14 protein-coding genes and 2 pseudogenes are annotated in these 12,874 nt (G+C 57.4%); 7 read left to right on the forward strand and 9 right to left on the reverse strand.

What is annotated here, in order from left to right:
• Positions 1-225 precede the first annotated feature (225 nt).
• The 3 genes from V6F78_RS17150 (at position 226) to pdxH (ending at position 3,272) form a co-directional block, all read left to right on the forward strand.
• Entirely contained in the window at positions 226-1,371 is a 1,146-nt protein-coding gene (locus V6F78_RS17150; RefSeq protein WP_047292510.1) for a serine hydrolase domain-containing protein, read from the forward strand.
• Between the two features lie 109 nt (positions 1,372-1,480).
• Positions 1,481-2,599, forward strand: a complete 1,119-nt coding sequence (locus V6F78_RS17155; protein ID WP_047292512.1) for an OmpA family protein — start codon at positions 1,481-1,483, stop codon at positions 2,597-2,599.
• A gap of 25 nt (positions 2,600-2,624) precedes the next feature.
• Positions 2,625-3,272 carry a pyridoxamine 5'-phosphate oxidase gene (gene pdxH / locus V6F78_RS17160; protein ID WP_047278687.1) on the forward strand — a complete coding sequence of 216 codons (648 nt, stop codon included), beginning with the start codon at positions 2,625-2,627 and terminating at the stop codon, positions 3,270-3,272.
• Here the strand turns inward: pdxH and V6F78_RS17165 are convergent.
• The gene (locus V6F78_RS17165; protein ID WP_080963764.1) at positions 3,220-3,501 is read right to left on the reverse strand and encodes a 30S ribosomal protein S3; all 282 of its coding nucleotides are present in this window, start codon (positions 3,499-3,501) and stop codon (positions 3,220-3,222) included. The two genes, pdxH and V6F78_RS17165, sit on opposite strands and share 53 nt — an antisense overlap.
• A gap of 185 nt (positions 3,502-3,686) precedes the next feature.
• Between V6F78_RS17165 and V6F78_RS17170 the strand changes: the two genes are divergently transcribed.
• On the forward strand, positions 3,687-4,151 hold the full coding sequence (locus tag V6F78_RS17170; protein ID WP_047274071.1) for a glycine zipper 2TM domain-containing protein: 465 nt from the start codon (positions 3,687-3,689) through the stop codon (positions 4,149-4,151).
• A 111-nt stretch (positions 4,152-4,262) separates the two neighbouring features.
• Here the strand turns inward: V6F78_RS17170 and nhaA are convergent, their stop codons facing one another.
• The 4 genes and pseudogenes from nhaA to V6F78_RS17190 all read right to left on the reverse strand — a co-directional run.
• Positions 4,263-5,444: a Na+/H+ antiporter NhaA gene (nhaA, locus tag V6F78_RS17175; RefSeq protein ID WP_047292514.1), complete on the reverse strand. Its 1,182-nt coding sequence runs from the start codon at positions 5,442-5,444 to the stop codon at positions 4,263-4,265.
• Between the two features lie 291 nt (positions 5,445-5,735).
• Positions 5,736-7,346, reverse strand: a complete 1,611-nt coding sequence (locus tag V6F78_RS17180; protein ID WP_047274074.1) for an NAD(P)/FAD-dependent oxidoreductase — start codon at positions 7,344-7,346, stop codon at positions 5,736-5,738.
• Between the two features lie 116 nt (positions 7,347-7,462).
• Entirely contained in the window at positions 7,463-8,134 is a 672-nt protein-coding gene (locus V6F78_RS17185) for a COG3650 family protein (protein WP_047292516.1), read from the reverse strand.
• 59 nt (positions 8,135-8,193) lie between these two features.
• Positions 8,194-8,352, reverse strand: a pseudogene (locus V6F78_RS17190) (short chain dehydrogenase); the annotation flags it as partial.
• A 192-nt stretch (positions 8,353-8,544) separates the two neighbouring features.
• On the opposite strand from V6F78_RS17190, the pseudogene V6F78_RS17195 reads away from it, so the two are divergent.
• From V6F78_RS17195 to V6F78_RS17205, 3 genes and pseudogenes are all read left to right on the forward strand, one after another.
• Positions 8,545-9,026: pseudogene (locus V6F78_RS17195) on the forward strand (Hcp family type VI secretion system effector).
• On the forward strand, positions 9,027-9,749 hold the full coding sequence (locus V6F78_RS17200; RefSeq protein WP_332727957.1) for a DUF4225 domain-containing protein: 723 nt from the start codon (positions 9,027-9,029) through the stop codon (positions 9,747-9,749). It begins immediately after the preceding pseudogene.
• Positions 9,742-10,062: a hypothetical protein gene (locus tag V6F78_RS17205; protein ID WP_332727958.1), complete on the forward strand. Its 321-nt coding sequence runs from the start codon at positions 9,742-9,744 to the stop codon at positions 10,060-10,062. The genes V6F78_RS17200 and V6F78_RS17205 overlap by 8 nt, the downstream gene beginning before the upstream one ends.
• 262 nt (positions 10,063-10,324) lie before the next feature.
• On the opposite strand, the gene V6F78_RS17210 is transcribed toward V6F78_RS17205, so the two are convergent.
• The 4 genes from V6F78_RS17210 to V6F78_RS17225 are packed head-to-tail and all read right to left on the reverse strand — an operon-like array spanning position 10,325 to position 12,813.
• Positions 10,325-10,834 carry a DoxX family protein gene (locus V6F78_RS17210; RefSeq protein WP_094991057.1) on the reverse strand — a complete coding sequence of 170 codons (510 nt, stop codon included), beginning with the start codon at positions 10,832-10,834 and terminating at the stop codon, positions 10,325-10,327.
• Positions 10,831-11,607, reverse strand: a complete 777-nt coding sequence (locus V6F78_RS17215) for an HvfC/BufC N-terminal domain-containing protein (protein ID WP_094991056.1) — start codon at positions 11,605-11,607, stop codon at positions 10,831-10,833. Before V6F78_RS17215 ends, V6F78_RS17210 begins: the two co-directional genes overlap by 4 nt.
• Positions 11,604-12,488: an MNIO family bufferin maturase gene (bufB, locus tag V6F78_RS17220; protein ID WP_332727959.1), complete on the reverse strand. Its 885-nt coding sequence runs from the start codon at positions 12,486-12,488 to the stop codon at positions 11,604-11,606. The genes V6F78_RS17215 and bufB overlap by 4 nt, the downstream gene beginning before the upstream one ends.
• Positions 12,489-12,504: 16 nt before the next feature.
• Positions 12,505-12,813 (reverse strand): BufA1 family periplasmic bufferin-type metallophore, encoded by a 309-nt coding sequence (locus V6F78_RS17225; protein ID WP_047292525.1) that lies wholly within the window; start codon positions 12,811-12,813, stop codon positions 12,505-12,507.
• Positions 12,814-12,874 lie beyond the last annotated feature (61 nt).

A 12,874-nucleotide genomic window follows, 5' to 3' on the forward strand; every position in this document is an offset into this window, starting at 1 on the left:
GTAACGCTGACGCATGCGAGCTTGCCTGTTAAGGGCAGGTTCGCTCTAGCCTTGCCCGGGCGTGTGGTGTTTTCACAAAAAATCCACCTTGATGCGTTTACCTTCAGCCCCGATTTTTGAATGCTCAAAAATTGTGCGTTTAGATCCGTTTAGTCTGTTTCAAAATTTGATCGGGACTGGAACAATGCACGCCTTGTAGAGCCATGCGTGATCCAGGAGGGGCGGGTGCAGATTCAGGGTTTTCACGACCTCAAGTTCGAGGCGGTGCGTGAAGCATTCGCCGAGCTTTTCAACGATCCCCAAGAGCGTGGCGCCGCACTGTGTATTCAGGTCGGCGGTGAAACGGTCATAGACCTGTGGGGCGGTACGGCGGATAAAGACGGTGAACAGGCATGGCACACCGATACCATCGCCAATCTGTTTTCCTGTACCAAAACCTTCACTGCCGTGACGGCCTTGCAACTGGTGGAAGAGGGCAAGCTGGAGCTGGATACCCCGGTCGTGCGTTATTGGCCGGAATTTGCCGCCGCCGGTAAAGAGTCCATCACCTTGCGTCACCTGCTGAGTCACCGGGCAGGCTTGCCTGCGTTGCGTGAGCCTATGCCGCCTCAGGCGCTGTACGAGTGGCAAACCATGGTGGATGCGCTGGCGGCTGAAGCGCCGTGGTGGACGCCGGATGAAGGTCATGGCTATGCCGCCATCACGTATGGCTGGCTGCTGGGCGAATTGATACGCCGCGCCGATGGGCGCAGCCCGGGTCAATCGATCATGGCCCGTACGGCACTGCCGCTGGGGCTGGATTTCCACGTCGGGTTGGCGGATGACGAGTTTTACCGGGTCGCGCACATCGCTCGCAGCAAAGGCACGGTGGGTGATGCCTCTGCCCAGCGCTTGCTAAAGGCGATGATGAACGAGCCCACGTCCATGAGCACCCGGGCATTTACCAATCCACCGTCTATTATGACCAGCACCAATAAGCCGCAATGGCGTCGTATGGAGCAACCTGCGGCCAATGGCCATGGCAATGCCCGCAGCCTCGCCGGCTTTTACAACGGATTACTGGACGGCCAGTTGCTGGAGTCCGAAATGCTCGCCGAGTTGACCCGCGAGCACAGCGTTGGGGAAGACAAAACCCTGCGCACCCAAACACGCTTTGGACTGGGTTGCATGCTGGATCAGCCGCAAGTGGCGAACGCGACGTTTGGTCTGGGCGCCAAGGCCTTTGGCCACCCAGGAGCGGGCGGTTCCATCGGGTTTGCTGACCCGGAACGGGATGTGGCGTTTGGGTTTGTCACCAACACGCTGGGGCCCTATGTCTTGATGGATCCCCGTGCGCAAAAGCTGGTGCGGGTATTAGCAACCTGTTTGTAAGACTGTTTTGTAGGCCGTAGGTCGGATGCCTGTGGCTTTAATGCGCTTAATACGCTTTTTTATACGTATATCGCGTCCAATTATTTCTAATTCATTGTGTGGATATTCAATGTCATCTAATAAGACCCTTGCTCTGGCCCTCTGTCTGGCAATCACAGGTTGCGCACAAACTCCACAAAATGACGCTGAAGGCGGCCACAAATGGTGGCAGCTGGGCTCATCCGATCAAGCCGCAGCGCCAACCCCGGCTGACAAAGCCGATGCCCCGGCAGCCAAGCCGGCAGACAAAAAGAAGGCTGAGCCTGTCGTCGCCAAAACGGCTCCGGCCGCGACCGAGGCCAAAAAAGACAGCGATTCCAGCTGGTGGCCTTTTGGTTCGGACCGCGCGAAGAAAGACGAACCCGTCGCTAAAGAAAAAACGGTCGCCGCTGCTCCAGCGTCAAGCACCGAGAAAAACTGGTGGTGGCCGTTTGGTAGCACTGCTAAAGACGCCAAGCCGGTTGCAGCTCATGTCGTGCCGATGCCTGACCCTAAAGTGACCCAGGCCTGGCTGGACGAATATGAGCCACGCCTGCGTGCAGCGATTAAAGACACCAACCTGCAACTTGAACGTCGTGAAAGCCTGCTGGTGATCGTGGCGTCTGCGGACAGTGCGTTCAAACCGACGCGCCCGGATTTGTTGAAGCCGTCCATGCTCGGTCCGTTCACCCGCGTCGCCAAAGTGGTTGAAGGTGATCCGAAAACCGCTGTTCTGGTGCTCGGCCACGCTGACACCACGGGCGCAATGGCTGCCAACACCAAATTGAGCCTCGACCGTGCGCGTTCGGTGGCGGCGATTTTCCGCATGAGCGGCTTGCAGGCTAACCGCCTGACCTTGCGTGGCATGGGTTCGGTGATGCCGCGTGCGGCCAACGACAGCAACGAAGGTCGTGCATTGAACCGCCGTGTCGAAATCCTGATGACACCACAAAACACCATGCTGGCGCTGGTCAGCAAATACAGCCAGCCCGCCCTGTCGCCTGCTGAACTGGTCGCGGTACAGCCCGCCGTTGCCCCTTCCAAAGCCGTCACCGCTAAAAAAGCGGCGGCCCCGGCGAAAAAAGCCGTTGTAGCCAAGAAGTCCGCCCCGGCCAAAAAAGCGGTGAAGGCTGCTCCGGCCAAGAAAGCCGTGGTTGCCAAAACCGCCGCAGCCAAAAAGGACGTGAGCAACACTCAAGCCAAAAACTGATTGGTTTGATGAACGGGAGGGCGGCATGACTCAAGCGCTGGCAGATATGCGACGCGACTACACCCGTGACGGACTCGCCGAGGCTCAGGCCCCGGCGGAGCCTTTCGCGCTGTTTCATCAATGGTTTGCAGACGCGGTTAAAACCGAGCAACCGCCGGTTGAAGCCAATGCCATGACCCTGGCAACGGTGGATGAAGACGGGCGTCCGCATTGCCGGGTGCTGCTGCTCAAAGGGCTGGATGCACAAGGTTTTACGTTCTTCACTAATTACACCAGCGCCAAGGGCCAGCAACTGGCGGCACGCCCTTTTGCGGCGATGACGTTTTTCTGGCCCACCCTGGAGCGTCAGGTGCGCATTGAAGGGCGTGTGGTCAAAGTGACGCCTGAAGAGTCGGACGCTTACTACCAGGTTCGCCCGCTGGGCAGCCGAATCGGGGCGTGGGCTTCGCCGCAAAGCCAGGTCATTTCAGGGCGTGAAGAACTGGCCGAACTGCTTCGTGTGACCCAGGAGCGTTTCACGGATACGCAGCCCCATTGCCCTGAGCATTGGGGCGGTTTCAGGTTGTTACCCGAGCGCATCGAGTTTTGGCAAGGCCGTCCCAGCCGCTTGCATGACCGCCTCAACTATCGGCTGTGTGGGACTGACTGGGCGCGCGAGCGTCTGGCGCCCTGACGGCATATTCGGACGCCGCGGCCTGCAACCACTGGGGCAAGTCGCGGCGTTTGATCTTCTGCTGGCGAGCCTCTTCCAGGCGTTGCAGCATAAACGTCCTGCGGGCCGGATCGTCACCTGCCAGCGACAACGCCAGATCCCTGTCCATCCAGCGTTTGATGCGCACATACAGCCACCAGTGGAAATACAGGCCGGCGGCTGTGGTGATGAAAATGATGAAATAGTCCATATCTGTCCTGTGTGAACGCAGCGTGACGAAGGATTACCCGCTACCCTTGCTTGACGTTTCGACCTGATTAAAGGCATTTATCTGGCTGTACAGCCGCTGAATAAAGGCCAGTTTTTCCGCACTCCGCCGTGACAGGGTGGTTGCAGCGGAGTTTAATGAATCCCTGATCTTTTGGAGTTGATCTAATGCGTAAGTCCGTACTGTTAATTGCTGCTTTTTCAACCATGACAGTCCTGTTGGGCGGCTGCACCTCCAACTTGACTGGCGACTCTTACTCGCGTGAAGAAGCGCGTCGCGTGCAGACAGTCCGCATGGGCACCATTGTTGCCCTGCGTCCGGTACAAATTGAAGGCACCAAAACCCCGATCGGCGCCGCAACCGGTGCTGTTGTGGGCGGGGTGGGCGGTAGCGCCATTGGTGGCGGTCGCGGCAGTATCGTGACAGCTGTGATTGGCGCAGTTGCAGGTGGTCTGCTGGGGTCGGCTGCTGAATCGGGCCTGACCAAAACCCAGGGTGTTGAAATCACTGTTCGTGAAGACGACGGCAGCACTCGTGCTTATGTGCAACAGGTTCAGCCGAACGAGATATTCCGTACCGGTGAGCGCGTTCGCATCATGACTGTTGATGGCACCAGCCGCGTAGCACACTAAGACCCGGCGCCAAAACAAAACCCCGGCCAGTGCGAACTGGCCGGGGTTTTTTTGTGTCTGCCCGGAGGCTACCTGAGGCGTTGGGCCTCAGGCAGCAACGGCTGATGCAGATCAGATGGCTGTCGGTTTGCGGCTCGCCATGGCAGTCACGGCATAACCGATCAACGCTGCCAGAATCGAACCGGTGAGGATCCCCATGCGGTCCATGCCGACGTACTCACTGCTGCCGGCCACAAACGCCAGAGAGCCAACAAACAGGCTCATGGTGAAGCCGATGCCGCACAGGATGGCCACGCCAAACACTTGCCCCCAGTTTGCGCCTGCCGGCAGCGCTGCCATGCCGGTTTTGATGGCGATCCAGGTCAGGCCGAATACACCCACGGTTTTACCGATCAGCAAGCCTGCGGCAATCCCCATTGGCACGTGGCTGACGAAGTTGTGCAGGGTAATGCCCGACAACGACACGCCCGCATTGGCGAAGGCAAACAACGGCAAGATCCCGTATGCCACCCACGGGTGCAATGCATGCTCAATGGTCATGAGCGGCGAGGGCTCGGAGTTCTTGGTGCGCAACGGGATGCAGAACGCCAGTGTGACGCCCGCCAGCGTGGCGTGAACGCCGCTTTTGAGCACACACACCCACAGAATCAGGCCGACAATCATGTACGGCGCGACCTTCACCACGCCCATGCGGTTCATGAGGATGAGCACCAGCAGGCACGCAGCGGCCAGAATCAGGGACAGGCCCGACAGTTCGCTGGAATAGAACAGGGCAATCACCACAATCGCGCCCAAGTCATCGATGATCGCCAGCGTCATCAAGAATAGCTTGAGCGACACCGGAACCCGCTTGCCCAGCAGCGCCAGGACACCCAGCGCGAACGCGATGTCGGTGGCCATGGGAATTGCCCATCCGCCCAGCGCATCCGGGTAGTCCTTGTTGATGAACCAGTAGATCAGCGCGGGCACCACCATGCCACCAATCGCTGCGGCACCGGGCAGCACCACCTGCGATGGCTTGGACAACTGGCCTTCCAGCAGCTCGCGTTTGACTTCCAGGCCGATCAGCAGGAAAAACAACGCCATGAGGCCGTCGTTGATCCACAGCAGCGAAGGTTTGGCAATTTGCAGGGCGCCGATTTGCACGGCCACGGGCGCGTCCAGAAAGGCGGTGTAGAAGTGTGAAAGCGGTGAGTTGTTAATGATCAAAGCCAGAGCGGCTGCGGCAATCAACAGCAGACCGCTGGCAGCTTCCAACTGAAAGAAACGAGTGAAAGTGCTACGCAGAGGCAAGGTCGCTCTCCATCGGTAAGTGAAAGGGTGCAACACCCTAACCTGAGAGGTTAGTTGTTAAAACAAAAACTATATTCTTTTTTGTTATAAGCGGGCGCGCGAAATCACACCGCTCAAAAGCCTAGCAGTTGTGTATCAAAGTGAGTCGCGAATTAGCCGTAAAAGCCCGAGGAAAAGGGCTCAAACAGTTGAAGGAAAATGCTATCGCCAAGTGGCGATAGGGCCTGAGGGCCCCTTGTTTTTGATGGCTCGCGCAGAACTGTTGTGCAGTCTGTGCGAGCCATGCCTGGTTTAAGCGTCGATGCCCAGCAAATCGCGGGCGACCGCTTCAGCGATGCGGATACCGTCCACGCCTGCCGACAGAATGCCGCCTGCATAACCGGCGCCTTCACCTGCCGGGTACAGGCCTTTGACGTTCAGGCTTTGCATCGAGGCGTCGCGGGTCATGCGCAAGGGCGATGAGGTGCGAGTCTCGATCCCGGTCAGGATCGCGTCATGCATCGAGAAGCCTTTGATTTGCTTCTCGAACGCTGGCAAGGCTTCGCGGATGGCTTCGATGGCGTAATCCGGCAAGGCCAGCGCCAGGTCACCCAGCGAAACGCCCGGCTTGTACGACGGTTCGACGCTGCCCAGCGCGGTGGAGGGTTTGCCGGCAATAAAATCGCCAACCAGCTGTGCCGGTGCTTCGTACGTGCTGCCGCCCAGCACGTACGCGTGGGCTTCGAGGCGCTCCTGCAGCTCGATACCGGCCAATGGTCCGCCCGGGTAGTCTTCGGGGGTGATGCCGACGACGATGCCAGAGTTGGCATTGCGTTCGTTACGCGAGTACTGGCTCATGCCGTTGGTCACTACACGGCCGGGTTCGCTGGTGGCTGCCACGACCGTACCGCCAGGGCACATGCAGAAGCTGTAGACCGAACGCCCGTTTTTGGCGTGGTGCACCAGTTTATAGTCGGCTGCGCCCAGCTTCGGGTGCCCGGCATATTTGCCCAGGCGTGCGCTGTCGATCAGCGATTGCGGGTGTTCGATGCGGAAACCGACCGAGAACGGCTTGGCTTCCATGTACACACCGCGCCCGTGCAGCATACGGAAGGTGTCACGGGCACTGTGGCCCAGCGCCATGATGACGTGGCGTGCGTTCAATTGCTCTCCATCGGCCAGTATCACGCCGGTCAATTGGCCGTTGTCGATCAACACGTCGGTTACGCGCTGCTGGAAGCGAACTTCGCCGCCCAAGGCCTCGATCTGCTGACGCATGTTTTCCACGACGCCCGTCAGACGGAACGTCCCGATATGCGGCTTGCTGACGTAGAGAATTTCTTCAGGCGCACCGGCTTTCACGAACTCGTGCAGCACTTTACGGCCGTGGTGCTGCGGGTCTTTGATCTGGCTGTACAGTTTGCCATCAGAGAACGTACCGGCACCGCCCTCACCAAACTGCACGTTGGATTCGGGGTTCAGCACGTTTTTACGCCACAGTCCCCATGTGTCTTTAGTGCGCTGACGCACTTCCGGGCCACGCTCAAGAATGATGGGCTTGAACCCCATCTGAGCCAGCAACAGGCCAGCAAAAATGCCGCACGGACCGAAGCCGACCACAATCGGGCGTTCGCTCAGATCCTGTGGGGCCTGACCGACTACCTTGTAGCTGACGTCCGGTGCAGGGTTGACGTTGCGGTCATCGGCAAATTTGAGCAGCAACGGCGCTTCATCACGCACCGACAGGTCGATGGTGTAGATAAAGCACAGTTCGGAGGTTTTTTTGCGCGCGTCGTAGCTGCGCTTGAACAAGGTGAAATCGAGCAGGTCATCATCGGCGATGCCCAGGCGCTGCACGATGGCAGGGCGCAGGTCTTCTTCGGGATGGTCGATTGGCAACTTGAGTTCGGTAATTCGTAACATGACGGTGGTCCAGTATTGGGGCCAGGTTTACCCCGGCAGCCATAGACCGGCGATTATAGGCTGCTTCGGGGTAAATCCGTCAGGCTTAAACGGCAATGTTCAGTAACAGTCGTCGATTAGTCGTTGCGCGCGCCACCGAAATAGCCGCAACCGCGCTGCACTTGCCCGTTGACCCGCAGCTCGGCGCCTAAATGTTGCACGCTACCATTAGCACTGTCGGTGCAACGTTGCGGGGCCACCCACAGTTCAATGCGTTGGTGGTTGGCTTCGGTGGACAGGTAAAAGCGCCCGTCACCGACTTGCTCTTCCACATACGGCAGCGCCAGGGGCGGTTGGCCTTCACGGGTCAACTCCAGGCCCTTACTGCCCGCACGGACTTCCCACGCCGGGCCGTTGCCGTTGGCATGCACGGTCAGTTGCTTGAAGTTCGGGTCTTGGCAGGCCGTACTGCTGCGTTCAAGACGATAGAGCTGTTTGACGTTGACCTCGCCATTCGAACCGGCGGTTTTGCTGGCGATAAATTGGCCGCGAATGTCCGCGAACAGCGCCTCGGGCTTGATGGGCATGTCTGCGGCATCTTGTACGAGCGTGGTGTTTTCGCTGTCACGCACCACGTAACGCTGTTGTCCGACACAGGGCTGGAAGACCAGCTCACCGTCGGTCGAAACCAACTGGCCTTGCAGACGCGACAAACCCGCATGGCTGTCCACGGGTTTGCTGTTGAACAATTGGCAGCCCGCGAATACGGGGAGCAGGGCGACTAAAACTAAGGAACGGGCAGCACGCATCTTCTGGTCTCCTGACAAGTGTCGCCACGTTACTCAGGCTCGCCTGCCATCACAAGTGTTTAGCCGACCTGATACGTCTGGCCGGTGTGCAAACCTTCAACACTTTTTGCGTAGGCCAGTGCCACCTCCGCGGCCGGAACCGGTTTGAACCCGCGCAAGAAAGGAGCGTAATGATCCATGGCTTCTTCCAGTACGGTGGGGCTGACCGAGTTCACACGTTGATAGCGGCGGCTTTTGCGAAACCGCCTTGACACGGTACAGGGGGGGCTTTGCAGATCACCCCTTCTGAACAGGGATTTATTGGGTGGCACTGCTCTTGAATACACCACTTTTTATATTTCGGAGAAGTCCTACACGTCGCCTTAAGCCCTTGAATTAGCCTGTTCAGCTTATTTAAAGGCGTGGGGTGAATGGCTAACCAAGGTTACATGACCATTATCGGCAAGGCGCAGGCCTTATTTCGGCGGGGTGTTCAACCCAAGAATCGATTGGCAATAAATGCCAGTCTGCACACGCCGATGAAATTATGGTGCTTTCTTACAATCACAATATGGCCAATTTTGGGAATATTGACAGGCCAACACATAAACCCATTCTGATTACAAAGAACGTTGATAAATCGTCGCCTTTACTCGCTCAAGCGCTCTCCAGTAGAGAGGAAATAAACGGCGTTATTCACTTTTATCGCATTTCTTCATTTGGATTGCAGGAAAAATTTTACACCGTTGAAATCAAAGGCGGTGTTGTTGTCGATCTCACACTCGATATGCCCCATGCCGTTTTACAAAATGACTTCGAGCCCCAAGAGCATCTTGCAATTCGATACCGCTACATTACTTGGACTCACCATTTGGCAGGGACCAGTGGGTACAGTTCATGGGGAGATGAGTAAATGAGCCCTTCAAAGTATGGCTGTTTTCCCGACAGTTGCGATTACTGGGTTGTCAGTCAGGCCGCGGCGAATTTGGCAAAACAAGCCTGCACACTTGGCGCTCGTCACATTCAAGATGGCACACTGCGTATTCAATTCAATCGGGAGGTCGCCTATTACGCACGAGGTATTGTTAATGATGTTGCTTTGGGAAATAAGAGCCCTGAGGAGGGTCTGCAGGACATAAAAAATGAACAGAGCAGCCTCCTTAGTCAATCATTGGAAGTCGCTCAAAAAGGTGTTGCCGCAATCGCAGGTGCACTTCAGATCGCTGCGGGTGCCGGGATGTGCTATGCCTCAGCTGGTACGCTCTGTGTCTTTGCTGGAGGACCGTTGATGGCTCATGGGGCCAACAATGTGTATGAAAACGGGCGAAATTTATGGGAAGGACGCTCTGATACACAGGGGCCACTTAGAAAGGGGTATCAGAAGCTGGCTAGCCTAATGGGGGGCAGCGCTTTCGAGGGTGATATAGCTTACGGGACTTTGGAGTTGGGACTTTCCGCCTACGGCGTCGGTCGGTTGGTATTAAAGCCTGATGCATGGCGCTTGTTCAGGTATGTGCGCACCGATTATGTGCGAGGGTATGAAAATGCGAGTAAAACGGCTTTGTCATTTGAAATGTTATCGAATGGCGTGACAATAGAATCTATGTACTGGGGTGCCAGAGATAATGATGAATAACGCGCTCCTTGTGTCGATGCTCTATTTGTTTGCTTCGGTTGTTGTTTTTTTGGTTTTTTTTGCGACGTCCAGAGTGATATCGGGGCGAAGGTTTAAAGTGGCCCGGTTCTGGTTGTTTTTTGTACTGGCCATGCTTTGGGGGATGGTTCAATTAAATGTAGCGCGCCATGGTTATATTTATTTCTTTCCTTCTTCCAAGGTCATTATTGAAGGTGACTATATCGTCCGATGGGTCGCATTTATAAGTGCTGTGCTTCAAGCCGTTTGCATCCCAAGTCGAGAAAAACCTCGGCGTTTTTTGTCTCAAAAATAGGCGTGTACCTAAAGCGTTGTGCGTGAATGTCGACGTCTTGCTGACATCATGGGCTCTTGGTTATGCCCTGTGGACGGTGTGTGTCGCCGCCAACATTAATTCGGTGGCCGCTTGTAATTTATTCCCCCCCCCTATGCCAGCATGCTCAATACCGACCGGTCTGATGCGCTTGTGCAGTGCGTTTGCGTCATGACCTCAAGCGCACGCACTTATGGGGGGATTACCTCATGAGTTGGTTTCAACGCACTGCGTCGACCTGCGATCAGCCTTGACGATAACGGCGCGCCAGCCAGTGGTCGATGGAAAGGGTGCCCGGTCCCCGCGCCATCAGGTACAGCAAAATCGTGGCCCACGTCCCGTGCGTGGCGTAGGCATCGGGGTAAACGAACAGTTGAATGGTCAGGGTCAAGCCCAGCAGCGCCAACGCTGAAAAGCGGGTCGCCAGGCCCACCAAAATCAGCACGGGGAACAGGTGTTCGCAAACGGTCGCCGAGTAAGCGGCGAACTCCGCAGGCAGCAGTGGCACCTTGTACTCGTGGCTGAACAAGTACAGGGCTGAATCGGCCAGGTGCGGGGTGCCCCACTCGAACGTGCCGGATACGAAGTCCAGTGCAAAGCCCTCGACCTTGGTTTGCCCGGACTGCCAGAACACGGCGGCGATGGAGAAGCGCGCGATGAACGCTATCAGGGAGTGGGGAATGCGTTGCAGAGCCTGCGTTGTACTGGCCACAAAATGACCTAACGTGCAGGCATAACCTGTCAATGTGCTCATGGTCTTACCTCGTGGACGGACTGCACGTCAGTGATTGCGCCTTTGCTGATGAGCAGCGCCAGGCACTGGCTCAAGTCAAACTCTGGGTCGGCTTGCAGGGCGTAGTCAGCAGCTTGCCCAAGAGGGCAGCGGGTTTTCAAAAGTCGAATAAACGCCACGCAGCCTGAGCTGACGGCGAACACTTCCACGTTCAGACCATGGCGCAGCACCAACGCGCTTTGCGGGTGACGCGGGTCCAGGCCCTGAAGTTGCCCGTCTTGTGTGTGGGCGATCCACAAGGCGGCCACGGCATACGCAGAGTGCAAGGTGGCGACGCTTGGGTGCAGGGTCATGCGCAGGTGTTCAAGCGTCTCGGGTGTGGCTACTGCGCGCGCGAGTATGTGCGGGTTCAGGGGCAGGGCATCGGCGGCGTGATACGCCTGTACGCAGAGCCATTCCAGACGTGCGACATCTGCCAGGTAAGGCAGGCTGTTGGCCGGAGCAAAGCCTTGAATGAAGTCCGGGAAGCCACGACCGTAGCGGCTCATGACCGGATGGTCTGGCGGGTTTTTCTGCACAAACACGTGGGCCATGCCATGGAAAAACGCCTCGCCCACCCATTGGGCGACCACCGGAAAACTGCTGCCCAACGCGTTGATCAAACCGCTCTGTACGTTGTTTCGGTACACGGAAAACCGGCTCGCCGCATCACTGCCCTCCGGGCAGATCACGCCCTGCGGGCAACTCGGCTGCGGATCGAACAGGGCGGCGCTGAAGGCTTGTTGCATGGTCATAAGCGCACCTTTGAGGTCTGTAGACAGTGATCAGCGCGCTGCGCGTCGATGAGCAGCTTGCTCAAGGCGGGGACGTGATTGTCCCGTTCAATCAGCGTCGCCATGGGACCGATCCGCATGAGTACCTGCTGATAAAGGGCCCAGACGGCGTCATCCACGGCTGAACCATGGTTGTCGATCAGCAGGCGCTTACCCTGGCTGTCGGTATCTTCAGCAAAACCTGCCAGATGAAGTTCGCCGACGGCTTGTAATGGCAGGGCCTCGATGTAGGTCATGGGATCGCGGCGATGATTGATGCTGGACACGTACACATTGTTCACATCCAGCAACAGGCCACAGCCGGTGCGCTGGATCACGTGTTGAATAAACGCGGCCTCGTCGTAATCGGCCTGATCGAACTCGACGTAGGTCGCCGGATTTTCCAGCAGCATGGGCCGTCGCAGGGTGTTTTGTACCTGATCGATATGCTCACAGACGCGCGTCAACGTCGCGTCGTCATAACGCAGAGGCAACAGGTCATTGAGAAACCACGGACCGTGTGTGGACCAGGCCAGATGTTCAGAGAATTGTTCAGGCTGATAGCGGTCGAGCAGGGTGCGCAAGCGCAACACATGTGCTTGATCCAGCGGTCCGTCGCTGCCAATGGACAGGCCAACACCGTGGATCGATAGCGGGTAGTGTTCTCGAATCAAGCTCAAGTAGTGGTGAAAAGGGCCTCCGTCGACCATGTAGTTTTCGGCATGGACTTCGAAGAACCCGACATCGGGTCGGGTCTCCAGAACGTCCTGGAAGTGCTCGGCCTTGAGCCCCAGCCCCGCACGTGGCGAAAGCTGGGGCGCACGAGGCGCGATGAGCGAAGCAGTCGGGCTGTGCATCATCATGGCTCGATGACGATTGTCAGGATTTGGCGGTATAAGCAGTCAACTGACCGAAGCCGGTCGGTGATGTGCTGCTGACAGTGCTCTCGCATGTGCCTTTAGGGACGAGTTTCCACGCGTTGGCCTGATGGTCGGTTTTGGCTGTGCCCGCGCAGGTGGTGCCAGCGCCAGCGGCGCAATCGTTCTTGCCAGCCATGGCAACACCGAAGCATTTTTCCATGTCGCCCGACGCGAATGCGGTGGAGGGCAGGGCGGCCATGCTCAAGGCTGAACCCAGGGCCAGCGCCAAGGCGGTGGCGGACACAGTGCGAGTGGTTAGGTTAGACATGGTGATTCTCCGAGGTTGAGTTTTTAGTGTGGCCAGCGCGTTATGGCGACCGGCTTACCCC

The organism is Pseudomonas sp. ESBL9, from assembly GCF_036668715.1.
Classification (GTDB): domain Bacteria; phylum Pseudomonadota; class Gammaproteobacteria; order Pseudomonadales; family Pseudomonadaceae; genus Aquipseudomonas; species Aquipseudomonas lundensis.

Bases quoted from the DNA above. Each gene is read 5' to 3' on its own strand.
- V6F78_RS17210 (WP_094991057.1), bottom strand. From the start codon at position 10,834: ATGAGCACATTGACAGGTTATGCCTGCACGTTAGGTCATTTTGTGGCC.
- V6F78_RS17215 (WP_094991056.1), bottom strand. From the start codon at position 11,607: ATGACCATGCAACAAGCCTTCAGCGCCGCCCTGTTCGATCCGCAGCCG.
- V6F78_RS17180 (WP_047274074.1), bottom strand. From the start codon at position 7,346: ATGTTACGAATTACCGAACTCAAGTTGCCAATCGACCATCCCGAAGAA.
- V6F78_RS17165 (WP_080963764.1), bottom strand. From the start codon at position 3,501: ATGGACTATTTCATCATTTTCATCACCACAGCCGCCGGCCTGTATTTC.
- V6F78_RS17200 (WP_332727957.1), top strand. From the start codon at position 9,027: ATGAGCCCTTCAAAGTATGGCTGTTTTCCCGACAGTTGCGATTACTGG.
- V6F78_RS17225 (WP_047292525.1), bottom strand. From the start codon at position 12,813: ATGTCTAACCTAACCACTCGCACTGTGTCCGCCACCGCCTTGGCGCTG.
- V6F78_RS17205 (WP_332727958.1), top strand. From the start codon at position 9,742: ATGAATAACGCGCTCCTTGTGTCGATGCTCTATTTGTTTGCTTCGGTT.
- V6F78_RS17170 (WP_047274071.1), top strand. From the start codon at position 3,687: ATGCGTAAGTCCGTACTGTTAATTGCTGCTTTTTCAACCATGACAGTC.
- pdxH (WP_047278687.1), top strand. From the start codon at position 2,625: ATGACTCAAGCGCTGGCAGATATGCGACGCGACTACACCCGTGACGGA.
- V6F78_RS17155 (WP_047292512.1), top strand. From the start codon at position 1,481: ATGTCATCTAATAAGACCCTTGCTCTGGCCCTCTGTCTGGCAATCACA.
- bufB (WP_332727959.1), bottom strand. From the start codon at position 12,488: ATGATGATGCACAGCCCGACTGCTTCGCTCATCGCGCCTCGTGCGCCC.
- V6F78_RS17185 (WP_047292516.1), bottom strand. From the start codon at position 8,134: ATGCGTGCTGCCCGTTCCTTAGTTTTAGTCGCCCTGCTCCCCGTATTC.